The sequence below is a fragment of the Novosphingobium sp. genome, from assembly GCF_037133355.1.
Classification (GTDB): Bacteria; Pseudomonadota; Alphaproteobacteria; order Sphingomonadales; family Sphingomonadaceae; genus Novosphingobium.
Window position 1 is genome coordinate 104,275 of record NZ_JBAXOI010000007.1, and the last position, 26,164, is coordinate 130,438.

23 protein-coding genes are annotated in these 26,164 nt (G+C 66.5%); 15 read left to right on the forward strand and 8 right to left on the reverse strand.

Annotated elements, in window-relative coordinates:
• Window positions 1–43: 43 nt before the first annotated feature.
• Complete coding sequence (trxB, locus tag WCL10_RS09200) at window positions 44–1,015, forward strand: thioredoxin-disulfide reductase (protein WP_336895333.1); 972 nt, start codon at window positions 44–46, stop codon at window positions 1,013–1,015.
• Between the two features lie 97 nt (window positions 1,016–1,112).
• Here the strand turns inward: trxB and WCL10_RS09205 are convergent, their stop codons facing one another.
• From WCL10_RS09205 to WCL10_RS09220, 4 genes are read right to left on the reverse strand one after another with little or no spacing between them, the layout of a single operon-like run.
• A complete protein-coding gene (locus WCL10_RS09205) occupies window positions 1,113–1,889 on the reverse strand; it encodes a hydrolase 1, exosortase A system-associated (protein WP_336895334.1) in 777 nt (258 codons plus the stop codon).
• A complete protein-coding gene (locus WCL10_RS09210) occupies window positions 1,889–2,560 on the reverse strand; it encodes a hypothetical protein (protein WP_336895335.1) in 672 nt (223 codons plus the stop codon). The genes WCL10_RS09205 and WCL10_RS09210 overlap by 1 nt, the downstream gene beginning before the upstream one ends.
• A gap of 8 nt (window positions 2,561–2,568) precedes the next feature.
• The gene (locus tag WCL10_RS09215; protein WP_336895411.1) at window positions 2,569–2,811 is read right to left on the reverse strand and encodes a phosphopantetheine-binding protein; all 243 of its coding nucleotides are present in this window, start codon (window positions 2,809–2,811) and stop codon (window positions 2,569–2,571) included.
• 59 nt (window positions 2,812–2,870) lie between these two features.
• Complete coding sequence (locus WCL10_RS09220) at window positions 2,871–3,914, reverse strand: GNAT family N-acetyltransferase (protein ID WP_336895336.1); 1,044 nt, start codon at window positions 3,912–3,914, stop codon at window positions 2,871–2,873.
• Window positions 3,915–3,949: 35 nt separating this feature from the next.
• Here WCL10_RS09220 and WCL10_RS09225 point away from each other — a divergent pair, with 35 nt between their 5' ends.
• The 13 genes from WCL10_RS09225 to WCL10_RS09285 all read left to right on the forward strand — a co-directional run bounded on the left by WCL10_RS09225 (window position 3,950) and on the right by WCL10_RS09285 (window position 22,129).
• A complete protein-coding gene (locus WCL10_RS09225; RefSeq protein ID WP_336895337.1) occupies window positions 3,950–5,485 on the forward strand; it encodes an acyl-CoA ligase (AMP-forming), exosortase A system-associated in 1,536 nt (511 codons plus the stop codon).
• 3 nt (window positions 5,486–5,488) lie between these two features.
• Window positions 5,489–6,724, forward strand: a complete 1,236-nt coding sequence (locus WCL10_RS09230; RefSeq protein ID WP_336895338.1) for a pyridoxal-dependent decarboxylase, exosortase A system-associated — start codon at window positions 5,489–5,491, stop codon at window positions 6,722–6,724.
• Window positions 6,725–6,927: 203 nt separating this feature from the next.
• On the forward strand, window positions 6,928–7,575 hold the full coding sequence (locus WCL10_RS09235) for an XrtA/PEP-CTERM system exopolysaccharide export protein (protein ID WP_336895339.1): 648 nt from the start codon (window positions 6,928–6,930) through the stop codon (window positions 7,573–7,575).
• A gap of 40 nt (window positions 7,576–7,615) precedes the next feature.
• Window positions 7,616–9,133 carry an XrtA system polysaccharide chain length determinant gene (locus WCL10_RS09240; RefSeq protein WP_336895340.1) on the forward strand — a complete coding sequence of 506 codons (1,518 nt, stop codon included), beginning with the start codon at window positions 7,616–7,618 and terminating at the stop codon, window positions 9,131–9,133.
• 17 nt (window positions 9,134–9,150) lie between these two features.
• Window positions 9,151–10,119 (forward strand): capsular biosynthesis protein, encoded by a 969-nt coding sequence (locus WCL10_RS09245; protein ID WP_336895341.1) that lies wholly within the window; start codon window positions 9,151–9,153, stop codon window positions 10,117–10,119.
• Window positions 10,120–10,121: 2 nt separating this feature from the next.
• On the forward strand, window positions 10,122–11,879 hold the full coding sequence (locus WCL10_RS09250) for a preprotein translocase subunit YajC (protein WP_336895342.1): 1,758 nt from the start codon (window positions 10,122–10,124) through the stop codon (window positions 11,877–11,879).
• An 18-nt stretch (window positions 11,880–11,897) separates the two neighbouring features.
• A complete protein-coding gene (locus WCL10_RS09255; protein ID WP_336895343.1) occupies window positions 11,898–13,088 on the forward strand; it encodes an XrtA/PEP-CTERM system-associated ATPase in 1,191 nt (396 codons plus the stop codon).
• Window positions 13,089–13,160: 72 nt separating this feature from the next.
• Window positions 13,161–14,024 carry an XrtA system polysaccharide deacetylase gene (locus tag WCL10_RS09260; protein WP_336895412.1) on the forward strand — a complete coding sequence of 288 codons (864 nt, stop codon included), beginning with the start codon at window positions 13,161–13,163 and terminating at the stop codon, window positions 14,022–14,024.
• Window positions 14,021–15,082 (forward strand): FemAB family XrtA/PEP-CTERM system-associated protein, encoded by a 1,062-nt coding sequence (locus WCL10_RS09265; RefSeq protein ID WP_336895344.1) that lies wholly within the window; start codon window positions 14,021–14,023, stop codon window positions 15,080–15,082. The genes WCL10_RS09260 and WCL10_RS09265 overlap by 4 nt, the downstream gene beginning before the upstream one ends.
• On the forward strand, window positions 15,079–16,305 hold the full coding sequence (locus WCL10_RS09270) for a TIGR03087 family PEP-CTERM/XrtA system glycosyltransferase (RefSeq protein WP_336895345.1): 1,227 nt from the start codon (window positions 15,079–15,081) through the stop codon (window positions 16,303–16,305). Before WCL10_RS09265 ends, WCL10_RS09270 begins: the two co-directional genes overlap by 4 nt.
• A gap of 10 nt (window positions 16,306–16,315) precedes the next feature.
• A complete protein-coding gene (xrtA, locus tag WCL10_RS09275; protein ID WP_336895346.1) occupies window positions 16,316–17,860 on the forward strand; it encodes an exosortase A in 1,545 nt (514 codons plus the stop codon).
• A gap of 10 nt (window positions 17,861–17,870) precedes the next feature.
• On the forward strand, window positions 17,871–19,760 hold the full coding sequence (locus WCL10_RS09280) for an XrtA/PEP-CTERM system amidotransferase (RefSeq protein ID WP_336895347.1): 1,890 nt from the start codon (window positions 17,871–17,873) through the stop codon (window positions 19,758–19,760).
• A gap of 107 nt (window positions 19,761–19,867) precedes the next feature.
• The gene (locus WCL10_RS09285) at window positions 19,868–22,129 is read left to right on the forward strand and encodes an EAL domain-containing protein (RefSeq protein ID WP_336895348.1); all 2,262 of its coding nucleotides are present in this window, start codon (window positions 19,868–19,870) and stop codon (window positions 22,127–22,129) included.
• A 300-nt stretch (window positions 22,130–22,429) separates the two neighbouring features.
• On the opposite strand, the gene zapE is transcribed toward WCL10_RS09285, so the two are convergent.
• The 4 genes from zapE to WCL10_RS09305 form a co-directional block, all read right to left on the reverse strand.
• The gene (gene zapE / locus WCL10_RS09290; protein WP_336895349.1) at window positions 22,430–23,548 is read right to left on the reverse strand and encodes a cell division protein ZapE; all 1,119 of its coding nucleotides are present in this window, start codon (window positions 23,546–23,548) and stop codon (window positions 22,430–22,432) included.
• Window positions 23,545–24,015 carry a PaaI family thioesterase gene (locus WCL10_RS09295; RefSeq protein WP_336895350.1) on the reverse strand — a complete coding sequence of 157 codons (471 nt, stop codon included), beginning with the start codon at window positions 24,013–24,015 and terminating at the stop codon, window positions 23,545–23,547. The genes zapE and WCL10_RS09295 overlap by 4 nt, the downstream gene beginning before the upstream one ends.
• 25 nt (window positions 24,016–24,040) lie before the next feature.
• A complete protein-coding gene (locus WCL10_RS09300) occupies window positions 24,041–24,823 on the reverse strand; it encodes a succinate dehydrogenase iron-sulfur subunit (protein WP_336895351.1) in 783 nt (260 codons plus the stop codon).
• 212 nt (window positions 24,824–25,035) lie between these two features.
• The gene (locus WCL10_RS09305; protein WP_336895352.1) at window positions 25,036–25,218 is read right to left on the reverse strand and encodes a Flp family type IVb pilin; all 183 of its coding nucleotides are present in this window, start codon (window positions 25,216–25,218) and stop codon (window positions 25,036–25,038) included.
• 304 nt (window positions 25,219–25,522) lie between these two features.
• Here WCL10_RS09305 and WCL10_RS09310 point away from each other — a divergent pair, with 304 nt between their 5' ends.
• Entirely contained in the window at window positions 25,523–26,155 is a 633-nt protein-coding gene (locus WCL10_RS09310) for a class I SAM-dependent methyltransferase (RefSeq protein ID WP_336895353.1), read from the forward strand.
• The last annotated feature ends 9 nt before the right edge of the window (window positions 26,156–26,164 follow it).

Here is a 26,164-nt window from a genome sequence, read left to right on the forward strand (position 1 = left end):
CCGCATGGGTGCGCCCTATTTCCCGCCCCCATTGGAGGATTTCATGGCAACGACCCACAAGACCCGCATGCTGATCATCGGTTCCGGCCCGGCCGGGCTGTCCGCCGCCATCTATGGCGCGCGCGCGGGGATGGAGCCGATCGTGGTTCAGGGCTTGCAGCCCGGCGGGCAGCTGACGATCACCACGGACGTCGAAAACTATCCCGGCTTTCGCGATGTGATCCAGGGGCCTTGGCTGATGCAGGAAATGCAGGCGCAGGCCGAGCATGTCGGCACGCGGATGCTGTGGGACACGATCACCGAGGTGAGCGTCGAAGGTCCGCCGTTCCGCGCGGTGGGTGACAGCGGCGATGTCTATGAGGGCGATGTGCTGGTGATCGCCACCGGCGCGCAGGCGCGCTGGCTGGGCGTTTCGGGTGAGCAGGAGTTTGGCGGCAAGGGCGTTTCGGCCTGCGCAACCTGCGACGGGTTTTTCTATCGCGGCAAGAAGGTGGTCGTGATCGGCGGCGGTAACACCGCGGTAGAAGAAGCGCTCTACCTCACCAACCATTCGCCCGACGTGACCTTGATCCACCGGCGCGACAGCTTGCGCGCCGAGAAGATCCTGCAAGATCGGCTGATGAGCAATCCGCGTATTTCCGTGCTGTGGAACAAGGCGGTCACCCGCTTTACCGGTGCGCCGGGCGGGGTGCTGCAGGCGGTAGAACTGGTCGATACGGTGACGGGCGAGGCCTCTTCGCTGGCGACCGACGGCGCCTTCGTCGCAATCGGCCATGCGCCCGCGACCGAACTGTTCAAAGGCAAGCTGGAACTGGATGAGAGCGGTTACATCGTCGTGCAGCCGGGCACACCCAAGACGGCGATCCCGGGCGTGTTCGCTTGCGGCGACGTGATGGACCACACGTATCGCCAGGCGGTGACGGCGGCGGGCACCGGGTGCATGGCGGCGCTGGATGCCGAGCGGTTTCTGGCGGAGCATGCCTTCGCGGCGGCGCAGAAGGTGGCGGCGGAGTAGGCACCCCAAGTCAACGACAAGCAAGCGCCTCGTCATTGTGAGTGCTGCGAAGCAATGACGAGGTTAGCGGGGGTGAACCGATGGGGCGGGCACGCCTTCAGCGCACAGCTTCCAGCAGACGCTCGAACAGCCAGTCCTGGGCATCCTCTCCCGCAAAGCTGTGCCCTGAACTGGCGTGGCGCTGGATGCGCGGATCGGCGGCGGGCCAGACGGCTTCGAACATCTGCGCGGTGCGGTCGCCGCTTGCTAGCAGGATCGTGACCGGGCCGGGGAAGCGGGCGAGATTGGCAGCCATCGCCTCGACCAGCGAGGATTTGGGTGCGTTGGATGCGGCCTGTTTGAGGCCGCGCGCCAGCTTGGCGAGGTTTACGCCGCCGGTGAGGAGGCGCAGCACCTCGCGCGGATTGGCAAGTTTGGCGAGGTAGCGGCGGCGGAGCGCCTCGGGCGGGGCGGCTTGCGCTTCATCCGTTTCCAGCGTCCATGGGTTGGCGAGAACGAGGCCGTCGAGGGCCAGTTCGGCGCCATGGAGCATCAGCGCAGCGGCGGCGTCGCAATTGCCGAAAGCGATCACGCGGCGCAGCGTGGGCACGGTGGTTCGCAAAGCGGAGAGCGCGGCAGCAAGATCATCGCGTGTGTTCAGGAAGCTGGGATCGGTGCCTTCGCTCTCGCCGATACCGCGCCGGTCGTAGCGCAGGACGGGGATACCGGCGGCGGCGAGGCGGGCGGCGATCTGCGCTTGTCCGCCCCAGCTTCCCGCGCGAACCTCGCGGCCGCCGGAGACGAGGAGAATTGCGGCGGGACCGGTGGCGGCTTCCATGTCGAGCGTGCCGACGAGCGTATCCGCGCCGCAGGGAAAGGCAAGGTGGCGGCGCATCAGGCGCTTGCCTCGGCTGCGATTATGCGGGCGAGAGCGGCGGACTGGGCTGGGTCTTCGCCGGGTTCGCTGCGCAGCCAGAGGGGGCTGCCGCCAAGTTCGGACTGGCGGATCACGCGCTGGCCTTCGTCCTGCGGCACAGCGGCATCAAGCCCGGCGACCAACGCGGCCGAGAGGCGATAACCGGCGAGTTCAAGGCCGTGGTTGCGGCCCGCCTCGAGGAGGTCGGCGCTGTTTTCCTCAAGGCCGGCCTCGCGCGCCGACAGGGTGCGGGCGCGCAGGAGCTGGCGCAGGATCGCCGCGCCTTTTGCGGGTTCAAGCACCCAACCGGGGAGGCGGGTTGGGAAGACGAGCGCACCGCCGCGCACGGCAAGAACATGCGTTGCTGCGAAATGGCGCGCGGCGGCTGCCATGCCATCGCGCCAGCTGCCAAGGCTTTGCGCGGAAAAGGCCTGCGGGCTTTCATTGCAGCCGGGGAGATCGGGGAGGATCGAATCCACGCCGAGGCCGTCAAGCCCGCGCTGGGTTTCGATCAGCATGCGCCGCGTGCGGTTCATTTCCTCGAACAGCGGCGGAACGATCAGCAGGCGGACCGCGCGGGCGCGGTCGAAGACGACGGCGAGTTCGTCGCCAATGCCGGCGGGACCGGGGCAGGGCCAGGTTGCCGGCATCTGCAGGTTCAGCCCTCGCCGCGCTTGGCGCGGATGAAGGCGAGGAGATCGCCGAAGGTGCCGAGCATGTCGCCATCGACTTCGTCGTCGTCGATCACGATGTCGAAACGATCCTCGATTTCAGTGAGGAGCCCGGCGACGGCCATGGAATCCAGTTCGGGCAGCGCGCCGAACAGGCCGCTTTCTGCCGTCAGCGCGGTGGCGCGCGCCGAACCGAGGCCCAGCACATCGCTAAGGAGCGTGCGTAGCATGGTGTCGGTTTCGCTGGTCTGGGTCACAGTGGGTGCCTTTGGATGATCGGTCGGGCGGTTTAGCCAGCGGCCTGCGGCGAAACAAGCGCAGCGGCCGCGCGCGGGCGGAGGAGGCGGCGGGCGGCGAGGCGGGCGAGTGCCGGCCAATGGCCGACAGCGGCGGGGCGGTAGAACTGGAGCGCATAGCGTGGGCGCTGGCTCTCCATCCAGTCGCGCTTGTAGGGATTGTCGCCAGTGCCGAAGTCGACGGTGTGGACGCGGTCGATGTCGATCACGTGGCGGAAGAGCGCGGCGGTGAGGAGCGTACCGGGCGAATGGGCACGGTGGGTTTCATCGTGCGCGAGCTTGTGGATCCACGCGGTGCCGCCCTCGACCGTCCAGAACTGCGCGGCGACCGGCTCGCCGTCGATCTCGGCGAGGCCCATGCGCAGCGCACCGGCTGCGGCTTCACCCCGTGCGAAGGCGCGGAGGAACTCTGGGTTGCCTTCTTCGGGCTTCCAGCTCCTGGCGTAGATAGCCTCATAGGCGGCCCAGTCGGGTGCGCTGAATGCGGTTTCGATCCGCAGGGAGACTTTGCCGCGCGCGGTCTTGCGGCGGACGGTTTCGCGCAGCGCGCCGGGGCGGGCAGTCCAGTACTGGTCGAAGTTGCGGCCTGCAAGCTTGAGGACATGGTTGGTGTCGCAAGGCTCGGTCACGCCGATCCAGCCTGCGGCCCGAAATGCCGCTGCAAGGGCGAGCGCTTCGGCCTCGGGCATGGGGCCCAGGCGGGCAGCGCCTGCGGGGGCGAGGCTGCGTGCGATCGCGGCAAGGAGTGCCGGGGCGCGGGCCGGATCGCTGACCAGCGGGCGGACGAAGAAGCTGTACCAGGTGCCGAGGGAGGCGGCGCCTTCAGGCTTACGGCAGAAGGGGAGGACCGCGATCGCATCGTCCTCGCGCGCGACGGCGATGCGGCATTCGGCGGCTGGAAGGCAATGCTCGGCAAGAAGCGCGAGCCAGTCCAGACGGTCGAACGGCGCGCTGGTGGGTGAGCGGCCAAGCAGCACGGCGAGCGCCGGGTCGGCTTGCGCTTCCTGCAAATCAGCGTGATAGACCGTGCAACCCAAGTCTTCGTTCCTGCCCTTGCCTGCGAGAGAGCCGCTTGACCGCTGCGCCTGATCCAACAGTCCATCCGCTGGATCATCTGGTCCTTAAAGGAGCCCGTGATGCGCCGGCGCTGGTCTTGCGGGACCGCAGCCTTAGCTATGAGGCGTTAAATCAGCGTTTAGGACAATTGGCGGCGTGGCTGAAGGCGATGGTGCCGCAAGCCGGGTCGCGCGTGGCGACGTGGCTGCCCAAGAGCGAGCTTGCATGCCTGATGCCCTTGGCGGCAGTGCGCGCGGGACTGGTGCATGTGCCGGTCAATCCGTTGCTCAAGCGCGCCCAAGTGGGGCATATCCTGTCCGACAGCGGGGCGCGGCTGCTGATCGCCAATCCGGCGCGCTTGCAAACGCTGGAGACGGAGGATCTGGCCGGGGCGAGGCCACACGAGGAAGGCGCGGTGTGGGCGGAGGCGGAGACCTGCGCGCCGCTTGGGCCTTCTTCGGCGGCGCCTGACGATCTGGCAGCGATCCTCTATACCAGCGGTTCCACCGGGCGTCCCAAGGGGGTGATGCTGAGCCATGCCAACTTGTGGCTCGGCGCGGTGAGCGTGGCGCATTATCTTGCCGTGACGGAGGTGGACAGGGTGCTGGCGGTGTTGCCGCTGGCGTTTGACTATGGGCAGAACCAGCTGCTCTCGACCTGGTTTGCCGGGGGTGCCGTGGTGCCGCTTGATTACCTGACGCCGCGCGATGTGCTGAAGGCGGTGGAGCGGCATGATATCACCACCATTGCCGCGGTGCCGCCCTTGTGGTTGCACCTGGCCGAACTGGACTGGCCGGAAGCCGTGGCAGCGAAGCTGAGGCGCCTGACCAACAGCGGAGGCGCGCTGACCGAGCCGCTGGTTCGGGCACTGCGGAAGCGGTTTCCCGCAGCGCGATTGTTTCCGATGTATGGGCTGACCGAGGCGTTTCGGTCCACCTATCTCGATCCCGCGCTGGTCGATGCGCACCCGACGTCGATGGGCACGGCGATTCCTTTTGCCGAGGTCATGGTCGTGACCGACGACGGGCGCGAGGCTGGGCCGGACGAGGAAGGCGAACTTGTCCATGCCGGGCCGCTGGTGGCGCAAGGGTATTGGCAGGATGCGGTGCGGACGGCGGAACGGTTCAAGCCCGCGCCGGCGTTTTCGAAGCTGGGTGGCATGGCGGTGTGGTCCGGCGACAGGGTGCGGCGCGATGCCTTGGGGCTATTGCACTTTGCCGGGCGGCGCGATGCGATGATCAAGACGAGCGGCAACCGGGTCAGCCCGCAGGAAGTGGAGGAAGCCGCGATCGCGACGGGGCTGGTGGCCGAAGCGGTTGCGCTCGGGCTGCCCGATCCGGCGCTGGGGCAGGCGATCCATCTTGTGGTGCGCGCAAAGGGCGATGCGGCGGTGGCAGGGGCGCAATTGCATGGCGCGCTGGCGCAGGCTTTGCCCGGCTTCATGGTGCCGCGGGCCATCCACTGGCGCGCGGAAATGCCGCTGAGCCCCAACGGCAAGCTCGACCGGACCGGTCTTTACCAGGAATTATCGGCCGCCGTGCCACAGGGCTGATCCATGAAGCCGCTTGGCCCCATCCCTTCTGGATTTGCCGCGATCGATGGCGAGCTTGCCATCGGCGGGCGCAAGGCGTCCGACCTGGTGGCCGAGGCGGGTTCGCCATTGTTCGTCTATGACGGGGCCTTGATCACGGCGCGCGTGGCGGCCCTTCGCGCTGCGCTGCCGGATCGGCTGGCGCTGCACTATGCGATGAAGGCCAATCCGTTTGCGCCGGTCCTGCGGCATATGGCCGGGCTGGTCGACGGGTTCGATATCGCCTCGGGCGGGGAACTGGTCATGGCCGAGGCGGCAGGTGTGCCGCCGGAGAAGATCAGCTTTGCCGGGCCGGGCAAGCGCGATGCGGACCTTGAGGCGGCGATCGCACGCGGGGTGACGCTGAACCTTGAGTCCGCGCGCGAGGCTGAGCGGGCCTTGGCGATCGGCGAAAAGCTGGGACGCGCGCCGCGCCTCGCGATCCGAGTCAATCCCGATTTCGATCTCAAGGGATCGGGGATGAAGATGGGCGGCGGAGCCAAGCCGTTTGGCGTGGATGCTGCGGCGGTGCCGGCGCTGGCGAAGCGGATCATTGCTTCGGGCGCAGAGTGGCGGGGCCTTCATATTTACGCCGGAAGCCAGACATTGGATGCCGCCGCGATTGCCGAGATGCAGGCGGCGACCATTGCCTTGGCGGCGCGGCTTGCGCAGGAAAGCGGCGCGGCGCTGCCGGCCTGCAATCTGGGCGGTGGTTTCGGCATTCCCTATTTTCCCGGCGACGTCCCGCTCGATCTCGCGGCCGTGGGCGCGGAGCTGGGCGAGCAGTTGAATGCGCTGCCTGCGGTACTTGCCGAAACCGCATTCTGCGTCGAGCTCGGCCGCTATCTGGTGGGCGAAGCGGGGGTCTATCTGACGCGGATCGTCGACCGCAAGGAAAGCCACGGCGAAGTCTTCCTGGTTACCGATGGCGGGCTGCATCACCAGCTTGCCGCCAGTGGCAATTTCGGCACCGTGGTGCGGCGCAATTACCCCAGCGCCATCGCCACGATGTTTGGCGCACCGGTGGAGGAAGAGGCCAGCATAGTCGGTTGCCTGTGCACTCCGCTCGACCGGCTGGCCGACAAGGGCGGCTTCCCGCGTGCCGTTGAGGGCGACCTTGTCGCCGTGTTCTGCGCCGGTGCCTATGGGGCGAGCGCAAGCCCCGTACACTTCCTGGGGCATGGCCCAGCAGCTGAACGGCTGGTGAATACAAGCTACTGATTTTGGGCCATTAACCTATGGCCGCCGCGCCGTCCCCTTTCGGGACTGGGCCGGAAACCCGCTTGCCGGGCTTCGTCCTGAGGCATCAGGACTAACGGTATCTTCACCCTTTTTGGCGATAGCCCGGAAAACATGGACAGTTCCCTTTGGTCCCAGTGCGGGACACCGGGGCAGCCCATTCGAAACGCGCAAAAGGACGGTCAATGCCACGATATTCGCGTCTCACCAGGTTGCTGGCCACCACGGCCACGGTGAGCCTGTTGCTTGGCGGCTGCGCGGGCGGCGGCGGCGCGGCGCAATTGCCGCCGGCTTCCTTCGTGGCGCTGCAGGAAGGCCCGGGCGAGGAATACGTGATCGGGCCGCTCGACGACCTTACCATTTTCGTGTGGCGCAACCCCGAACTGGGCGCATCGGTGCAGGTGCGGCCCGACGGGCGCATCACCACGCCGCTGATCACCGACATGCCGGCGGTGGGCAAGACCCCCTCGATGCTTGCCGAAGACATCAAGCTCCAGCTTTCGCAATATATCCAGGAACCGATCGTCTCGGTCATTGTCAACAAGTTCTCGGGCACCTTCAGCCAGCAGGTCCGCATCGTGGGCGCGACCGGCAAGCCGGCTTCGATCCCCTACCGCGCCAACATGACCCTGCTCGACGCGATGATCGCGGTGGGCGGGCTCTCGGAATATGCCGCAGGCAACAAGGCGCGGCTGGTGCGCTTCGACAAGCAGACCGGCAAGCAGAAGGAATACGGCGTGCGCATCGGCGATCTGCTGCGCAAGGGGGATACCCGCGCCAACGTCATGCTGATGCCCGGCGACGTCATCATCATTCCGGAAAGCACCTTCTGATGGCGCGGGCGACGCACGAAACTGCTGCGGGGCGCGCGGCATGACCAGCATCTATGAAGAAGTGCGCATCGCGCTCTACGGCATCTGGCACCGCCGCTGGCTGGCGCTGGGCGCGGCCTGGGTTGTCTGCCTGCTCGGCTGGCTGGTCGTGGCGACTGTGCCCAATACCTACGAATCGAAAGCGCGCATCTTCGTTCAGATCGACGACGTGCTGTCCGACCAGATTGGCATCGGCGGTGACCGCAAGCGCGACATCGAACGCGTGCGCCAGACGCTGACGAGCTCGGTCAATCTCGAGAAGGTCGTGCGCGCAACGCGTTTGGGCGACAAGGTCACCTCCGACAAGCAGATGGAGGCGGCGGTCGCCTCGCTGGCCAAGTACATCAAGGTCGTCAGCCAGCAGGACAACCTGTTCGAGATCACCGCCTACTCTGGCAGCAAGGCCTTCAGCGACGTCCAGAACGCCAAGCTGGCACAGGACATCGTGCAGAAGATGATTGACATCTTTCGCGAGGAAAACCTCGCCGGCGGGCGCGGCGAGATGAGCGACACGCTGGCCTTCATGGACCAGCAGCTGGCCGACCGGCAGAAGGATCTCGAGGCGGCGGAGCAGAAGCGCCAAGCCTTCGAGGCCAAGAACGCCGAAATGATGCCCGGCAACGGTTCGCTTTCGAGCAAGATCGAAAGCGCGCGGGCCGAGCTGCGCGGAGTCGAATCCGATCTGCTCGCGGCGCAAAGCGCTCTGGCATCGATCCGTGGGCAGCTTTCCGGTACCCCACCGACAATCATGGTGCCCGGCGCGCAAGGCGGCGCGCGCGGTTCGCTGGCTCAGGCGCAGGCCGATCTTGGCGCGATGCGGGCGCGCGGCCTGACCGACAGCCATCCCGACGTGATCGCGCTCAAGGCGCAGATCGTCAGCCTCTCGCGCAGCGCGGCGGGCGAGGCGGGTCCCGGCGGCGCGCCAAACCCGGCCTGGTCCTCGCTCCAGTCGATCAAGGCCGACCGCGAGGCGAGCCTTGTTGGGCTGCAATCACGCAAGACTTCGCTCCAGCAGGAGCTCGCCCAGCTGACTGGCCGCCAGTACAGCGAGCCCGGTCTGGCCGCCGAGGCGGCACGCATCAACCGCGACTATGACGTGCTCAAGGAGCAGTACGACAAACTGCTGCGCGACCGCGAACAGTTGCGGTTGCGCGGGCAGGTCGAGACCGAACGCAATGCGGTGAAGTTCGAAGTGATCGATCCGCCGACGACTCCGCGCAGTCCCTCGGCTCCCGACCGGCCGATGCTGCTGTTCCTCGTGCTGATCGTGGGCATCGCCGCAGGCTGCGGCAGCGCCTTCGCGGTTGGCCAGCTGCGCTCGGCCTATGCCACGACCGGCCAGCTCGAACGCGCCACCGGCATGCCGGTAATCGGCTCGGTCACCTTGACGCTGACCCGGCGTGCGCGCGGCGAATACTGGCGGCACCTCAAGTGGTTTGCGGGCGGAACGGCGAGCCTCGTGTTGGTGCTCGTGGTGTTGCTCGCGGTTGAATTCATGAAACGCGGCATGGTCGCCTGAGGGAGCGCGAGACGGACATGACCGAACAGACCAAGATCCCCGTTCCCGGCAAGACACCCGCCGCGCCCTCGCTGATCGAGCGGGCCGCCGGGACATTCGACTTGCGCGGGTTCCAGGCTCCCGCCGCTCCGAAGCTGCCCGAAACCGCCGTACCCGCGGCGCCGCAGCTTGCAGCTCCGGTGGCCGCTCCGAGCCGGCCGGTGCTCGCCCCGCCCGCGTTCGAGGGCACGCCTGCGCGCCAGTCGTTTCGCGGCACATTCCATCCGATCGATCGCAAGCACTTGCGCGAACAGTGCCTGATCGAGCCGGAAGGCGGGGTCACCGGCCTTCTCGAGGAGTTCCGCATCGTCAAGCGTCAGCTGCTGCTGACCGCAGCGGAATCGCGCGCGGGTCGCGGCGCGGCACATGGCGAGCGCATTCTTGTCTGCTCGGCGCTGCCGGGCGAGGGCAAGACGTTCTGTGCGGTCAATCTCGCGCTTTCGATGGCGGCGGAGAAGGACACCGAGGTGCTTCTCGTCGATGCCGACTTTGCCAAGCCGAGCGTGCTTTCGGCGCTCGGTCTGCCGGGCGGCCCGGGGCTGATGGACGCGCTGGCCGATCCGACGGTCGCAGTCGAGGACTGCATCATCGGCACCGACATAGCAGGGTTGTTCGTGCTGCCCGCAGGCAATTCCACCGGGTCGGACACCGAATACCTTGCCGCGGCGCATACCGTGCAGGTGCTCGACCGGCTGACCTTCCAGGCGCCCAACCGCATCGTGATCTTCGACAGTCCGCCGGTGCTGGCCGCCTCGCCCGCGTCCGAACTGGCACATCATGTCGGCCAGACGCTGATGGTGGTGCGCGCTGACCAGACCGGCGAGGCCGCACTGCGCGATGCGGTGAGCATGCTGTCGGGCTGCGATGACATCAAGCTGCTGCTCAACTGCACCCGCTTCTCACCCACCGGTCGCCGCTTCGGCACCTACTACGGGTACAAGGAATGACCATGGTCCGCATCTCGACCCATGCATTCGCGGCCGGCGTACTGGCTCTTGCCCTCGCGGCGGGAGACCTTCACGCCCAGTCGCTGCCTTATGGCGATCCTGGTGACAGCGACACCGTTTCCGGCGGCGATAGCGGGCGGGGTGATGCATCCGGCGCACGCGGCAGTCGCAGCATCGGCACTGCCAGCGGCGGCGCGCGGATGCGGATTCAGCCTTACATCGAAATCAGCCAAAGCGTGCTCGCGCGGCTCGAGCCGACGCACGAGGTGCTGACCTACAGCAGCGTGGCGGCGGGCGTCGACATGTCGCTCGCGGGGCGGCGCACCGAGGGTTCGGTCTCGGTGCGTTATGAGCGGCGGTTTGCCGAAACGCGCAATTCCGGCAGTGTCGGCAGTGTTCCCAGCAATGACACGATCTCGGGCCTGGCGCGAGTGCGCCATGACCTGATCCCGCGCCAGTTGACGATCGAGGCCGGCGGCCTTGCCACGCGTACGCGCTTTGAAGCGAGCGGGGCCTCCAGCCTCGGCGCATCGGTGGAAACCGGCGACCGGGTGGCGCAGGTCTATTCGCTCTACGCCGGGCCCGCAGTTTCGACTCATGTGGGTGATGTTGCGCTCAAGGGTTCGTACCTGCTCGGCTATACCAAGGTGAACACGCCGCGCCTCAAGGCGACGGGCGCGCCGCAGGGGCAGCCGCAGCCGCAGGGCGACATCTTTGATCATTCGGTGGCGCAGTCGGCGCAAGTCTCGGCCGGGTTCGCGCCGGGCACGGTGCTGCCGGTCGGCCTCAGCGCCAGCGCGGGCTACAACCAGGAAGATATCTCCAACCTTGACCAGCGCGTGCGCGAACTGCGTGCCGGGGTTCAGGCGACTTTGCCGGTCAATTCCGAACTGGCGGTGGTGGGCGATGTTGGCTGGCAAGACGTCAAGGTTTCCTCGCGCGATGCGGTGCGCGGCCCCGGCGGCGTGCCGGTGGTCGGCAGCGACGGGCGCTATGTGACCGACAAGTCCAAACCGCGCCAGATCGCTTACGACGTGAGCGGGCTGACCTGGGATGTTGGCGTGATGTGGCGCCCGAGCCGGCGCACTTCGCTCGGCGCCTTTGTCGGCCGCCGCTATGACAGCATGACCTACTACGGCTCGCTCGCCTACAACCCGAACGAGCGCAGCTCGCTCAACATCAACGTGTTCGACGGGGTCTCCGGCTTCGGTTCGACCGTGGGCAACGCGGTGCGCGGGCTGCCGACCGACTTCACCACCGACCGCAACCCGTTCAGCGGCGATATCTCCGGCTGCGCGGCGGGCGCGCAGGGCGGCGGATGCGTCAACGGCGCGCTGGGGTCTATCGCTTCGTCCTCGTTCCGCAGCCGCGGCGTTTCGGCCTCCTACAGCCACATGGCCGGGCGCCTGCGCATGGGCCTTGGCGCGGGTTACATGCGCCGCAAGTTCATCGGCGCGCGCGGCACCGTGCTCGCCGGCGCCAATGGCCGCACGGACGAGACGATCTACGTCAACGGCTCGCTCTCCGGCCCGATCGACCGGTTCACCGGCTTTACCATTGGTGTCTATGACAGCTGGTATCGTTCGGGCGTCTCGCCGCTCGCCGACGTCAACACGGCGGGCATCAATGGCGGCATCTCGCGCCAGTTCACCAACCGGCTGGTGGGCAGCGCGGCGGTCGGGCTCGACTCGCTCAACCGCAAGGTTCTGCCCGACGAGCTGGTTGCGACCGGGCAGGTCGGTCTGCGTTACAATTTCTGAAGAAGGGCGTGCCCCAAGATGTATGACACCTACTACAAGCTGACCGGGCGGCCCTTCCAGCTTACCCCCGATCCCGAATTCTATTTCGAGAGCGGAACGCACCGCAAGGCCTTGTCCTACCTTGGTTATGGCCTCGCGCAGGGAGAGGGCTTCATTGTCATCACCGGCGCGGTGGGCGCGGGCAAGTCGACGCTTGCGGCGCATCTGCTTGCCACGATCGACCGCCAGCGCCTGACCGCTGCGCAGATCGTGACGAGCCGGCTCGACGGGCAGGAATTGGTGCATATGGCCGCGCGGGCCTTTGGCCTTGGTGTCGCGGGTCATGACAAGGCCAGCGCGCTGGCGCTGATCGAGGCGTTCCTCCACGAGGAAGCGCGCGCAGGGCGGCGCTGCCTGCTGGTGGTGGACGAGGCGCAGAACCTTGCGGTCGAGGCGCTGGAAGAGCTGCGGATGCTTTCCAACTTCCAGCTCGGTGCCCATCCCCTGCTGCAGATCCTGCTGCTCGGCCAGCCCGAGTTCCGCGACCTCCTCCAGACCTCGCCGCGGCTCGAGCAGCTTCGCCAGCGTGTGATCGCGACGCACCACCTCGAGGCGATGGAGCCCGAAGAGGTCGGTCCCTATGTCCTGCACCGGCTTGCCTGCGTCGGCTGGAACGGCAACCCGGCGTTTGACAGCCGCGTGTTCGCCGATCTCGCCCGCGCGACCGGCTGCCTGCCGCGCCGGATCAACCAGGTCGTCGGCCGTCTACTGCTGATGGGCGCGGTCGAGCAGAAGGCGCGGATCGAGCCGGCAATGCTTTCAGAAGTGATCGCCGATCTCGAACGAGACGGCACGCTGTCGGATCCCGATGCGCCCGCACCGGCTCCGGCGCCGCTGGCCGCGCCGGTTCCGTCTGCGGCACCCCAGGCCGTGCTGCCCGCAGCCGCGCTGGCCGGGCTCGCCGGGCTGCAGCAGGCGATCGCCGCGCATGCCGAGCAGATCGTGGAGCTGCAGAAAGCCGTACTCGAACTCGCCGACATGCCCGCTGCATCCGGCACCAGTCTGGTGGTTGATGCCCGGCTCGACGCGCTGGCCGATACACTGGGTGCCCTGCAGCAGCGCATCGTCGCGATCGAGGCGCGCGGCGCCGAGCAGGAGCAGGCGATCCGCCATGTGCTGACCATGCTGATCGAGTGGCTCGAGAGCGAATCGCCGCGCCGCGCGGCCTGATCCGCGCAGACTGAAAGGTTTGATACCGCAATGTCCGGTCCCGGTCCGCTACCATCAATCCCCGCAGGCGGCATGCTGAACGGCATGTCGGTCGACGTCGAGGACTGGTTCCAGGTCGGCGCGTTCGAGCGCGTGATCGCCCGCGGTGAGTGGGACGGTCTTGAACGCCGCGTCGAGGCGAACTGCGACCGGGTGCTGGCGCTTTTCGACGAAGCGGGGGTCAAGGCGACGTTCTTCACGCTGGGCTGGGTGGCCGAGCGGCATCCGGCGATGATGCGCCGGATCGCTGCCGCCGGCCACGAAATCGCCAGCCACGGCTGGGACCACCAGCGCGTGTTCGTGATGGGCGAGGCGGCCTTTGCGGAGGATATCGCCCGGGCCCGCGCGGTGCTCGAAGACACCAGCGGCTGTGCGGTGACCGGCTACCGGGCGCCGAGTTTCTCGATCGATGCGCGCACGCCTTGGGCGCATGAAGTGCTGGCGCGGCAGGGCTATGCCTATTCCTCCAGCGTCGCGCCGATTGTCCACGATCACTACGGCTGGCGCGAGGCCCCGCGCTTTGCGTTTCGCCCGGTGGCGGGATCGGCCCTTGTTGAAGTGCCGGTGACGACGGTGGAACTCGCCGGGCGGCGCATGGCAGCGGGAGGCGGCGGGTTCTTCCGGCTGCTGCCTTATGGCGTCTCGCACTGGGCGGTGGAGCGGGTGAACCGGCACGATGGCCGGCCGGCGGCATTCTATTTCCATCCCTGGGAAGTCGATCCCGGGCAGCCGCGCCGGAACGACGCGCCGCTGCGCTCGCGGCTGCGGCACTACACCAACCTTTCCGCCATGGCGGGCAAGCTCAAGCGCCTGCTCGGCGCCTTCGCATGGGGGCGCATGGATGAAGTGGTCGCGGCCGAAGCGGCACGGCTCGATGCCGAGCGGGTGGCGGCATGAACGCGCCGTTCCGCCCATCGCTGATGCAGGTTCGCCTTGCCGATCCGGGTGACCGGGGCGCGATCGCGCGCTTTGTGGCCGAGGCGGAGGGAGCAACGCCGTTTCACCGGCCCGAGTGGCTCGAGGCCGTGACGCGCGCAGCGGGCCATCCGGCGCATGTGCTGCTGGCCGAGCGCGGCGGATCGCTGTCTGCGCTGCTACCGTGCCACGCGGTGCATTCGCCCTTGTTTGGCCGGGCGCTGGTTTCAAGCGGGTTTGCCGTGGGCGGAGGCGTGCTGGGGGATGCCGATGCGGCGCCTGCGCTCCTCGCTGCGGCGTGCGAGCTGGCGCGGCGGCTCAGCTGCCCGACGCTCGAGGTGCGCGGCGGGGTGATGCCCGAGGATGGCGCTTGGCATATCAAGCAGGACAGCCACGCCGGATTCGTCGCGCCGCTTGCTGCCGACGACGAGGCGCAGCTCACCTGGATTCCCCGCAAACAGCGCGCCGAAGTGCGCAAGGGCCTGGCAAACGCGATGGCGGTGCGCACCGGGCGCGGGGCCGAAGACCGGGACCTGCACTACGCGGTCTATGCCGAGTCAGTGCGCAATCTTGGCACGCCGGTGTTCCCGCGCGCGCTGTTCGAGGCGGTTCTGGATGCCTTCGGCGAGGATGCCGATATCCTGACGGTGCTGCATGAAGGCCGCGCCGTGGCTTCGGTGCTCAGCCTCTATCACCGCGGCGCGGTCATGCCCTACTGGGGCGGAGGCGTGAACGCGGCGCGAGGTCTGCGCGCCAACGACGTCATGTACTACGCGCTGATGTGCCATGCCCGTGCGCGGGGGTGCGACAGGTTCGATTTCGGCCGCTCGAAAACCGATACCGGCGCCTATCACTTCAAGCGCAACTGGGGCTTTGCGCCGCAGCCGCTCAGCTATGCGGTCTGGACCGCCGATGGCGCCGCGCCGCGTGACGTCAATCCGCTCTCGCCCCGCTACAAGGCGAAGATCGCGCTGTGGCAGAAGCTGCCCCTCAGCCTTGCCAACCGCATTGGGCCGCTGATCGCGCAAGGCCTTGCATGAGCGAGATCCTGTTCCTCGCGCACCGCGTGCCGTTCCCGCCTGACCGGGGGGACAAGATCCGCTCTAACCACTTGCTGCGGCGCATTGCCTCGATCGCGCCGGTGCATGTCGGTGCGCTTGCCGACGATGCGGCGGATATGGCGCAGGAGCATGAGCTGGCCGCGATTGCCGCGAGCCACTGCCTCGTTCGCCGCACCGCGCCGCTGCCGCTCGCCGCGCTGGCGGCGCTGGGGCAGGGCGTGCCGGTGAGCCTTGCCGCATTTGCTTCGGCCAAGCTGAAGCGCTGGGTGGCGCATGTGCTGGAAACGCGGCCCATCGCGGCGATCTTCGTGTTTTCGGGGCAGATGGCGCAATATGTCCCGCCTGCCTTCCGCGGGCGGGTGGTGATGGACTTTGTCGATGTCGATTCGGCCAAGTTCGAGGCCTATGCCCAGACCGGCGCGCTGCCACGCCGCCTGCTTTATGCGCGCGAGGCGCGGCTCTTGCGGCGCTTCGAGGAGGCAACCGCGCGGCGGGTCACGACGAGCCTGTTCATCACCGCAGAGGAGCGCGCGCTGTTCGAGAGTCGGCTGGAGCAGGGGGCGCTGCCCGATGTTCGCGCGTTGGGCAATGGGATCGACACCGAGCTGTTCGACCCTGCTGCCGTGAACCCGGCGCCGGAACTGGCGGGTGAGGGGCCGGGTATCGTGTTCACCGGGCAGATGGACTATCCGCCCAACGTGACCGCCGTGGAGCTGTTCGCGCACGAGGTCATGCCGCGCATTCGCGATGTTCATCCAGGGGCGCGCTTCGCCGTGGTGGGCCGCGCGCCGACGGCGGCGGTGCGGGCACTGGGCGGGCTGCATGGCACGGTCGTGACCGGCGCGGTGCCTGATGTGCGGCCGTGGCTGGCGGGCGCCGATCTGGTGACTGCTCCGCTCCTCATTGCGCGCGGCGTGCAGAACAAGGTGCTCGAAGCCATGGCCATGGCGCGCCCGGTGCTGCTCACGCCTGCGGCAGCCACCGGCATCGGCGCTGCGGACGGCGTGCAGTTTGCGCTGGCCGAAGCGCCGGCCATGTTGGCGGAAAAGGCGCTGGCGCTGCTTTCGGACCGCGCGGCGGCCGAAAGCATGGGCGCGGCGGCCCGGCGCTATGTCATTGCGGAATGCGGTTGGGATCGTGTGCTCGCGCCCTTGCGTACTTTACTGCAAGGCGCGCCGGAAAGTCTCGGCAATGCCGCCTGAAAGCGCCGTTATGCCGGCCGCGGCACCGATGGCCTTCATGGCCCGCGTGCCCATGCACTGGCGCGCGCCGCTGCTGCAGCTGGCGGCGGCGTGGTCGGCGCTTGTCGTGCTGTTCTTCGGCGACTGGCGCGATATGGCCTGGCAGTGGTGGGACAGCTCCACCTACAACCATATCCTCCTGATTCCGCCGATCCTCGTGTGGCTGGCGATGCAGCGCGGGACAGAGACGGCGCTGCTTGTCCCGCGGGCGTGGTGGCCCGGCCTGGTTGTACTCGGCGGCGCGGTGTTCCTGTGGGTGCTGGGAGACTTTTCGGGCCTCAACCTCGCGCGACAACTCGGCGTGGTAGTGATGCTGCAAGGCGCGGCGCTGGCCTTGCTGGGCCCCCGCGTGGCGGCAGCGCAGCTCTTTCCATTGGGCTACATGCTGACGCTGGTGCCCTTCGGCGACGAGCTCATTCCCTTCCTCCAGACGATAACCGCCAAGCTGACCATGGTGCTGCTGGCACTGAGCCAGGTGCCCGCGAGCATCGACGGCGTGTTCATCTCCACTCGTTTCGGCTATTTCGAGGTGGCCGAGGCCTGTTCGGGGGTGAAGTTCCTGATCGCCATGGTCTCCTATGGCATCCTCGTGTGCAACGTGTGCTTTGCCAGCTGGGGGCGGCGCGCCGCGTTCATGGTGCTTTCGCTCCTCGTGCCGGTGCTGGCGAACGGTGTGCGTGCTTGGGGAACGATCTACATCGCGCGCTGGCGCGGGATCGAGTTTGCCGCAAGCTTCGACCACGTGTTCTACGGCTGGGTGTTTTTCGCGCTGGTCATGGGCTTGGTCATGGCCGCAGGCTGGCGTTTCTTTGACCGGCAAGTCGATGCGCCGCTGATCGACGGCGCGGCCATCGCAGCCTCGCCGCTGCTCGGCCGGCTCGAACGCATGGCGCTGCCGGCGCCGGCGGCCTTTGGCGTGATCGCGGCGCTGGCGCTGGCCGGCCTTGCCTGGAGCGCGGCAGCAAGCCGGATTGCCGCACCGATGCCCGACTTTATCGTGCTGCCGCAAGTGCCTGGCTGGCAGCTCGATCCGGGCAGTCCGAAGGCGGAATGGGCGCCGCTCCACACTGGCGCCGATCACCGGCTGAAGGCTCGCTATGCAGATGGCAAGGGCCATACCGTCGATCTCTCCTTCGCGCTCTATGCGGCGCAAGGCGATGGCAAGGAAGCGGGCGGCTTTGGCGAGGGTGCGCAGCCACTTGGCAGCCACTGGGCCTGGGAAGCGCCTGGCCCGGCCTTTGCCGATGCCAAGAGCGACGTGATACAGGCGCCGGGGCCGGTCCACCGCCTTGCCGTGACGTGGCTGCGTTCGGGCGATCTCCTGACCGGAAGCAACACCCGGTTGAAGCTCGCCAATATGGAGGACCGTCTGCTCTTGCGCCCGCGTCCGACAATGACGCTGATCCTATCCGCCGAGGCCGGGGCCGGCCCCTCGTCCGACGAAGCCATCCGAGCCTTCCTCGACGCCACCGGACCGGTCGCGCCATGGATGGACCGCATGGCGCGCATCCGGTAAGCGCGAGCCCATGTGCGGCATTGCCGGGATCTTCCATACCGAGGGCCTCAAGCCCGTCGATCCGGACCGGGTCGCGCGGATGTGCGCGGTCGCGGCGCATCGCGGGCCGGACGGGCAGGGGGTCTGGACCGCACCTGGTTTGGGGCTGGGCCACTTGCGCCTTGCGATCATCGACCTTGCCGGATCGCCCCAGCCGATGGCTTCGGCGGACGGGTCGGCGATGCTGGTGTTCAACGGCGAGATCTACAACTTCCGCGAGCTGCGCCGCGAGCTGCAGGCAGAGGGTGCGACCTTCCGTACGGATGGCGACAGCGAAGTTATTCTCGCGGCATGGCAGCGCTGGGGCGTGGACTGCCTGCCGCGGCTCCACGGCATGTTCGCTTTCGCGCTCTACGACCTCAGGCAGCGCACGCTGCTGCTGGCGCGCGACCGGCTTGGGGTAAAGCCGCTGCACATGGCCACTCTGGCCGATGGCAGTGTGATTTTCGGTTCGGAACTCAAGCAGCTCCTCGCGCATCCCTCGCTGCGGCGCGAGCTCGATCCCATGGCGGTGGAGGACTATCTCGCCTGGGGCTTCGTGCCGGATACCCGTTCGATCCTGAAGGGCGTCGAAAAGCTGCCGGCCGGGCATTACCGCCTGCTGCGCCATGATGCGCCGCCGCCGCCGCCGGTCCAGTGGTGGGACGTGTCGTTCGAAAAGCGCGAGCGCGGGAGCGAGGCCGATCTCGGCGCGCATCTTCTCCACCATCTGCGCGAGGCGGTGACTTCGCGCATGGTCGCGGACGTCCCGCTCGGCGCATTTCTTTCGGGCGGGGTAGACAGCTCGAGCGTCGTCGCGCTCATGGCCGAGGCGAGCCGCGAACCGGTCAAGACCTGCACGATCGGTTTTGACGTCAAGGCGCTCGACGAGACCGAATATGCCTCCCGGATCGCCGAGCAATATGGCACCGAACATCACCAGCGCACCGTCGGTGCAGATGACTTCGTGCTCGTGGACAAGCTTGCCGCGATGTTCGACGAGCCCTTCGCTGATGCTTCGGCGCTGCCGACCTACCGCGTCTCGCAGTTGGCGCGCGAGCATGTGACCGTGGCGCTTTCGGGCGACGGGGCGGACGAGGCCTTTGCCGGATATCGCCGCCAGACCTTCCATCACCGTGAAGAGCAGGCCCGCGCGTTCCTGCCTGCCGCCCTGCGCCGCCCGCTGCTGGGCGGGCTCGGTGCGCTCTATCCCAAGCTCGACTGGGCGCCGCGCCCCTTGCGCGCCAAGACCACGCTGCTGAGCCTCGCGGCAAGCGGGGAGGAAGGCTATGCCCGGGCGCTGGCGGTGACGGGGCCGGAACTGCGCGCCAGTCTCTATTCGGACGAATTTCGCCGCCTGCGCGGCGATTACCGGGCCGAGCAGCCGTTTGTCGACCTGATGCGATGCGCCCCGGCGCGCAGCGGGCTCGATCGCGCGCAATATGCCGATCTCAAGTTCTACCTTCCGGGCGACATCCTGACCAAGGTCGACCGCACTAGCATGGCTGTCAGCCTGGAGGCGCGCGAACCGCTGCTCGATCACCGCCTGATCGAGTTTGGGGCCAGCTTGCCCGAAAGCATGCGGGTGCGCGGCGCGACCGGCAAATGGCTGATGAAGCGGACCATGCGCCGCTATCTGCCCGAGGATATCCTGTTCCGGCCGAAGATGGGCTTTGTCACCCCGATCGCCGCATGGCTGCGCGGGCCGCTTGCCGGGGAAGCTCGCCGCGTGGCATCGGGCGGAGCGCTGGCGCGCTCCGGCTGGTTCGACACCGCGCGTCTGGCCAAGCTGGCCGAGGCGCATATCGCTGGAACGAGCGATCACAGCCGGCTGATCTGGCAATTATTGATGCTGGAGCGCAGTTTGCAAATAGTCATTTGAAATCAAAAAGATATTTGCATACACACGTGAATCTGGGCGCAAATTGTTAAAGCAATCTCAACCAATTCGGACTAGGCCCAATCGTCACCAACCGTTCTGGGCGGCCCATGCGGCAGTTTTTGCGTTCCACACTAGGGTTCTCCCTGCTCGCATCGCTGCTTCTGGCAGTGTTTGCGGCCGGTGAGCCTTTGGCGCATGGCTATTGGAACGTCGTGTTCAAAAGCGTGCGGCGCAATGCTTCGGCGTCGACAGTTCTCGTCACCGTTGACGACCACCGGGGCTGGACGACTGCTGAGCAGGCTGATCTGGTCGAGAAGATTCGGCGCCAAATGCCGCGGCGGGTGTTCTTTGATGCCGCCATTCCAGCTGGCGAAAGCCGCACCGGCGATGCCGCACTGGCACAAGCCTTCCAGAGCTTCGGACCCGATATCGCGGTCGTAGCGCGGGCCGAGAAAGTCGATGACTTCGACGATCAGTCCTTTTCGTTTCCACCGGCCGACATTGTCCGGAGCACGAAGATCGTCGCGTCGGCATGGCGCAGCAACTTCGTCTATTATGCTATCTCGGCACCGTTCGAGATCGCGATCCGCGGGCACAACTATCCGACCCTGAGTGCCGAGATTGCCGGAATCCATGACGGCTTCGAAGCGGACTATTATCCCGACTTCTCGGTTGCGCCACAATCCATTCCGCAGGTCCGCTCGCAGGACCTGCTGCAGGGCAAGACCCTTCCCGAGCAGCTTGCCGGGCGCACGGTGATCGTCAGCTCGTTCGAGCGGGTGGCCCCCGTGCTTTACTTCGGCCACCGGCTCGCCCCGGCAGTCGCCCTCGATGTCGCGGGCGCAGAGGGCCTCGCCTTGCCGTTCTCGCTCTCGCTCGGGCCGAAGTACGGCTCGATCCCGATGCTCCTGCTGGCTGCACTCCTCGTGGCGCGCGGTGGGCGCGCCAAGCGGCGGCTGAAGCTGGCCTACTATAGCCTGGCGGTGATCTCGGCGCTGGTGCTGCCGGTGATCCTGCGCACGCACGGCATCGTATTCGCGCCCGACTGCGCGCTGATCTTCATGGTCATCTACAGTGTCATCCGCCTTTGGCAAAAGCGTGCGCGCCGCATTCAGCTGACCAGCGCCTCGGGGCTGCCCAACCTGCTCGCCTTGACCAATGGCCTAATTCCCGTCGGCTCTGACATGGTGGTGGCGGTTGTCGCGCGCTATGAGGAAATGCTGGCCACGTTGCCGCGTGACCTGCACGGCGAATTTGCCCGCCATATTGCGCGGCGCATTACCGCCGGTTCCGGTGCGGATACGATCTACCACGGCGAGGGCGGCCAATTCGCGTGGTGCGAGGAAGCGCGCCCGCTCGACATGCAGCTCGACCATCTGGAGGGCCTCAGGGCCCTGTTTGCGTCGCCCCTGCAGATCGGTACGCATACCTTTGATACCAATATTCATTTCGGCCTCGACCGGAACGAGGGGCTCGATGTTCCGACCCGGGTCAACTCGGCGCTTGCCAGTGCCAACCAGGCCATGGCGAGCGGACGTTCGATCGAGCTGTTCGAGGCGAGCCGGCTGGCCGAAGCGCCGTGGGAACTTTCGCTTCATGCGCGGATCGAGGAGGGCCTCAGGAACGGCGAGATCTGGCTCGCGTTCCAGCCGCAATGGGATCTGCGCGAGAACCGCATCTCCGGGGGCGAGGCGCTGATCCGCTGGAACCATCCGACGCGCGGCCCCATTGCACCCGATGCCTTCATCCTCCAGGCCGAGCGTGCCGGACGCATCGATGCCCTGACGTATTGGGTGCTCGATCTGGCGATCACTGCCGCGATCGCGCTCAATGCCCGCGGGCCGCGCTTCCAGATGAGTATCAACCTATCGGCGCAGATGGTGGACAAGCCCGACCTGGTCGCGAACTTTGCCGAGATCATGCGTCGGCGCGGGATCGAACCCTCGCTGCTGACCGTCGAGATCACCGAAACCTGCAGCGTGCGCAATCGGCCCGTGGCCTGCCAGAACCTGACCCGGCTGCGCGAACTCGGCTTCCGGCTTTCCATCGACGACTTCGGAACTGGCGAGGCCAGCCTTGCCTACCTTGCCGATCTGCCCAGCGACGAACTGAAGATTGACCGGCGGTTTGTCTCGAAGATCACCTCTAGCTCGCGCGACCGCACGATCGTGGCCAACACAATCACTCTGGCTCATGCTCTTGGCCAATCTGTAGTGGCCGAGGGGATCGAAGATGCGGCCACGCTTGGCCTGCTGCGGGACCTGGGCTGCGACAGTGCGCAAGGCTATCATCTTGGCAAGCCGCTGCCTTACGCGCAGTTCGAGATAGAGTACGACGCCAGCCTCTCGGGGAGGCGCCAGTCTGTTTAAGAGTTGTTAACCAAGGCCATTAATGATAATTCGATGCCATCCGATCTTCAGGAGGCACGTATGTTCTGGCACTGGTTCTACAAGTGAGCATGGCAAAACCGCCCAGTTTTGGGTGGTTTTGAACCTGGCGCAAATAGCAAAAAGCGAATCAGGGGCCCAAGGTGTTAACTTTGGGCCTTCGTTTTTGAGGGTGTGATTCGCTGTTTTGGGCGCGTTGGCTGGCCGGAAGGCGATCAAGAATCGCTTCGATTTTGGCGGTAGTCATGCGGGAAGGGCGGGTTCCCCTCCGCTCGCGTATCCTCAATCCTCGCCGTGGCCGAGCGCGAGGTAATCGCGGCTCTGCATCTCGATCAGGCGGCTGACGGTTCGTTCGAACTCGAAGCGTCCGTCGCCAGCCGGATAGAGCTCTGCCGGTTCGGCATCGGCGGTAGCGATCAGGTTGACCTTGTGCTCGTAGAGCGCGTCAATCAGCGTGACGAAGCGCGCCGCCTCGTTGCGCTGGTCAGGCCCGAGCCGCGGAATGCCGACGAGGATGACCGTGTGATAATTGCGCGCAATGGCGAGGTAGTCCGCCGCGCCGCGCGCTTCGCCGCACAAGCGCTTGAAACTGAACACCGCAACGCCCTTGAGGCTCTTGGGCACATGCAGCACTCGCCCGCCACCCAGATCGAGCGCGCCTGTGGGCACGTGGACACTGTCCTCTGGCGGATAATCGGTGAGGCGGAAAAACGCCTCTCGCACTGCTTCGGTGGCTTCCGGCCCGTTGGGTACGTGCCATGTGCCCACACCCTGCATGCGGGCCATGCGGTAGTCGGTGGGGCCATTAAGCGCGACAACATCGAGTCGGCTTTGGATGAGGGCAATGAAGGGCAGGAAATGCTCGCGGTTGAGCCCGTCCTTATAGAGTTCGCCTGGCGCCCGGTTCGACGTGGTGACGACGGTAACGCCGAGATCGGCGATCAGCGCGGTAAACAGGCGGCCCATGATCATGGCATCAGCGCTGTTGTTCACCACCATTTCGTCGAAGGCGAGCACGCGTGCCTCGGCGGCGATCGCAGCGGCGACCGGCGGAATGGGATCGCCGCGCTCCTTCTGGCGCTCGACACGCAGGCGCGCGTGAACGTCGAGCATGAACTCATGGAAGTGCGCGCGGCGCTTGGGGCCTGCTTCCAGCGTGTCGTGGAACAGATCCATGAGCATCGACTTGCCGCGCCCGACGCCGCCCCACAGGTAGAGGCCGCGCGGCGGCGGCGCGGGCTTGCTGCCGAGCAACCAGCTCACGAAGCCGGGCTTTTGGGCCGGGCGCTCCAGTTCCTGCTGGAGGGCATCGAGGCGGGCAGCAGCGGCGGCCTGTTCGGGATCGGGCTTCAATTCGCCCGCTGCCACAAGCGCGGCGTAGCGGGCCGCAAGTCCGCTCATCGCGCCGAGGGCTTGCGCACGGTTCCGTTGAAGGCGGCTACGAGGTGGTCTTCCTGGACCACCGTGCCGCGCAAGAACAGAAGTCTGCGGGTTTCGCGCAGGACTTCGACCACTGCATCAAGCGGCTTGCCGACAATGCCTGCGCCGATGAACTGGGTGGAGAGATCAAGCGTGACCGATCCCGCGGCATCGCCGTCGATCGCGTGGCGCATGCAGGCGAACAGCGAAACGTCGATCAGCGACAGCGTGATCCCGCCGTGGACCGCATCGAGCAGGTTGCTGTGCCGACGCTCCGGAAACATCCGGAGACGCACCGCCGGGCCGCCACTGGGCAGGTCCTCGAGCCGGACCAGCAACGGGCCCATGACATAGGCGTTGAACCGGTCCTGATCCTTCAGGTCCCAGGTATACCAGCCGGGATGGTCCGCAGAGGGGCCATAGGTGAAGGCGGCGTTATCGACGGGCATGGCAGGCAGCGGCAAGTCGCTCGCCTCAGAGCGCGCGTTCGACCTGCATCTTCTTGATTTCCGCGATCGCCCGCGCTGGCGAGAGGCCCTTGGGGCAGACGTTGGCGCAGTTCATGATCGTGTGGCAGCGATAGAGGCGGAAGGGATCTTCGAGCTCGTCAAGCCGCTCGCCGGTCATCTCGTCGCGGCTGTCGGCCAGCCAGCGGTAAGCCTGAAGCAGGATCGCCGGGCCGAGGAACTTGTCGGAATTCCACCAGTAGCTGGGGCACGAGGTGCTGCAGCAGGCGCAAAGGATGCATTCGTAGAGCCCGTCGAGCTTCTCGCGCTGTTCGGGGCTCTGCAGGCGCTCCTTGCCCGAAGGCGTGGGCGAGACGGTCTGCAGCCAGGGGCGAATCGAAGCGTACTGCGCGTAGAAGTGCGTGAAATCAGGGACGAGGTCCTTGATCACTTCCATGTGCGGCAGCGGGGTGATGCGGATTTCGCCCTTGAGGTCGGCAATCGCGGTGGTGCAGGCAAGGCCATTGCGGCCGTTGAGGTTCATCGCGCACGAGCCGCAGATGCCCTCGCGGCAGGAACGGCGGAAGGTGAGCGTCGGGTCCGCCTCGCTCTTCATCTTGATCAGCGCATCGAGCACCATCGGTCCGCACTGGTCGAGATCGATCTCGAACGTATCGTAGCGCGGGTTCTCGCCGCTGTCGGGATCGTAGCGATAGACCTTGAACTTCTGGATCTTCCCTTGCGTGGCCGCCGGGAAATGCCGCGACTTGCCATTGACCTTGGAATTCTTCGGAAGCGTGAAGGTCGCCATCGCGCCGTCCCTCTCTAAGCTGGTTCGCTGATCTGGTTCGAAAATTCGAATGAACAGTCCTTAGCGAAACCGTCGCGCCGGGCAAGGGGCAGGACGGCCTGAATCCCTGCCCAAGGTGACAGGGCAAGCGCCGGCGTGTTTGCTCTCCACAAACGAAAGGGGCGGGGAACTTTCGTTCCCCGCCCCCAAACGTTGTCGCTTGCGACTAGCTCTTAGAGCTTGCCGTCCGAAGCGTTGTTCATCGAGGTCGAAACCAGGTTGAAGGTGTTCGACAGCGAGTTGCCGAGCGCGCCCATGGCGGTGATCGCGGCGACAGCGATAAGAGCGGCGATCAGGCCGTATTCGATCGCGGTGGCACCATCTTCGTTAGCGAGCAGGTTCTTGAAAAGCGTCATGTTCGATCTCCTGAGTTGGCGCCCCACGCGCCACTCACCCCCTGTGTCTTCCGTGGTGAGCAAGGTCTTATCTACGCACAACCTTCTAAGAATCCCCTAACGCCCGGGCGCTCATGTCAATTCTGAAACAAGATATATTCATAAATAAAACCGATATTTAGATGGATGCTTCAGGGGAATTGGTAAGAGCAAAAGACATGATGCAGCAAAAAACGACTCAGGGAATCCGGCCCGCCCAGCCGCTTGCGTGGTGGCGCCGGGCCGTGCAGGATAAGCGGCAGAGCGGTGGGAAAAGGATACAGGAATGGGTTTCAAGGCCTTCTGGGACAGGCACATGGTGCCGCGCCTCATCCGCACATGTTGCGGTGCCGAGGCGATCATGGAGCTGCGCGGGCAAGTAGTGCCCCGTGCGAGGGGCGCGGTGTTCGAGATCGGCTGCGGCGGCGGCTACAACCAGCGGTTCTACGACCGCGATGCGGTAACGTCCTTTGCCGGGATCGACCCCTCCGACAAGCTGCTCGACTTTGCCCGTGCGGAAGCGGCGAAGAAGGGCTGGGCGGCCGACATACGCGCCGGCGTGGGCGAGGCGATCCCCTTCGCCAGCGAGAGCTTCGACACTGTGGTGTGCACTTATACGCTGTGCTCCGTCGCGGACCCGCAGCGCGTGCTTTCCGAAATGCGCCGCATCCTGAAACCCGGCGGGCGGATGCTGTTCCTCGAGCATGGCAGCGCGCCCGATGCCGACGTGCAGCGCTGGCAGGACCGCATCGAACCGTTCTGGAAACCGATCGCCGGCGGCTGCCATCTGACCCGGCCGGTCACCGCCGCTGTGCGCCACGCCGGCTTTGCGGTCGAGCCGCTGGGCAAGGGCTATCTGCCCGGCAATCCGCGCTGGGCGGCGTGGATGGAATGGGGCGTGGCGACCCGGGCCGACTGAAAAGAAAAG

Excerpts from the sequence above, each read along its gene's own strand:
- WCL10_RS09255 (WP_336895343.1), top strand. The coding sequence starts at position 11,898 with ATGTATGACACCTACTACAAGCTGACCGGGCGGCCCTTCCAGCTTACC.
- WCL10_RS09210 (WP_336895335.1), bottom strand. The coding sequence starts at position 2,560 with ATGCCGGCAACCTGGCCCTGCCCCGGTCCCGCCGGCATTGGCGACGAA.
- WCL10_RS09305 (WP_336895352.1), bottom strand. The coding sequence starts at position 25,218 with ATGACGCTTTTCAAGAACCTGCTCGCTAACGAAGATGGTGCCACCGCG.
- WCL10_RS09265 (WP_336895344.1), top strand. The coding sequence starts at position 14,021 with ATGAACGCGCCGTTCCGCCCATCGCTGATGCAGGTTCGCCTTGCCGAT.
- WCL10_RS09270 (WP_336895345.1), top strand. The coding sequence starts at position 15,079 with ATGAGCGAGATCCTGTTCCTCGCGCACCGCGTGCCGTTCCCGCCTGAC.
- xrtA (WP_336895346.1), top strand. The coding sequence starts at position 16,316 with ATGCCGGCCGCGGCACCGATGGCCTTCATGGCCCGCGTGCCCATGCAC.
- WCL10_RS09310 (WP_336895353.1), top strand. The coding sequence starts at position 25,523 with ATGGGTTTCAAGGCCTTCTGGGACAGGCACATGGTGCCGCGCCTCATC.
- WCL10_RS09295 (WP_336895350.1), bottom strand. The coding sequence starts at position 24,015 with ATGCCCGTCGATAACGCCGCCTTCACCTATGGCCCCTCTGCGGACCAT.
- WCL10_RS09300 (WP_336895351.1), bottom strand. The coding sequence starts at position 24,823 with ATGGCGACCTTCACGCTTCCGAAGAATTCCAAGGTCAATGGCAAGTCG.
- WCL10_RS09205 (WP_336895334.1), bottom strand. The coding sequence starts at position 1,889 with ATGCGCCGCCACCTTGCCTTTCCCTGCGGCGCGGATACGCTCGTCGGC.
- trxB (WP_336895333.1), top strand. The coding sequence starts at position 44 with ATGGCAACGACCCACAAGACCCGCATGCTGATCATCGGTTCCGGCCCG.
- WCL10_RS09285 (WP_336895348.1), top strand. The coding sequence starts at position 19,868 with ATGCGGCAGTTTTTGCGTTCCACACTAGGGTTCTCCCTGCTCGCATCG.
- zapE (WP_336895349.1), bottom strand. The coding sequence starts at position 23,548 with ATGAGCGGACTTGCGGCCCGCTACGCCGCGCTTGTGGCAGCGGGCGAA.
- WCL10_RS09260 (WP_336895412.1), top strand. The coding sequence starts at position 13,161 with ATGCTGAACGGCATGTCGGTCGACGTCGAGGACTGGTTCCAGGTCGGC.
- WCL10_RS09235 (WP_336895339.1), top strand. The coding sequence starts at position 6,928 with ATGCCACGATATTCGCGTCTCACCAGGTTGCTGGCCACCACGGCCACG.
- WCL10_RS09280 (WP_336895347.1), top strand. The coding sequence starts at position 17,871 with ATGTGCGGCATTGCCGGGATCTTCCATACCGAGGGCCTCAAGCCCGTC.
- WCL10_RS09240 (WP_336895340.1), top strand. The coding sequence starts at position 7,616 with ATGACCAGCATCTATGAAGAAGTGCGCATCGCGCTCTACGGCATCTGG.
- WCL10_RS09245 (WP_336895341.1), top strand. The coding sequence starts at position 9,151 with ATGACCGAACAGACCAAGATCCCCGTTCCCGGCAAGACACCCGCCGCG.
- WCL10_RS09230 (WP_336895338.1), top strand. The coding sequence starts at position 5,489 with ATGAAGCCGCTTGGCCCCATCCCTTCTGGATTTGCCGCGATCGATGGC.
- WCL10_RS09250 (WP_336895342.1), top strand. The coding sequence starts at position 10,122 with ATGGTCCGCATCTCGACCCATGCATTCGCGGCCGGCGTACTGGCTCTT.
- WCL10_RS09215 (WP_336895411.1), bottom strand. The coding sequence starts at position 2,811 with ATGCTACGCACGCTCCTTAGCGATGTGCTGGGCCTCGGTTCGGCGCGC.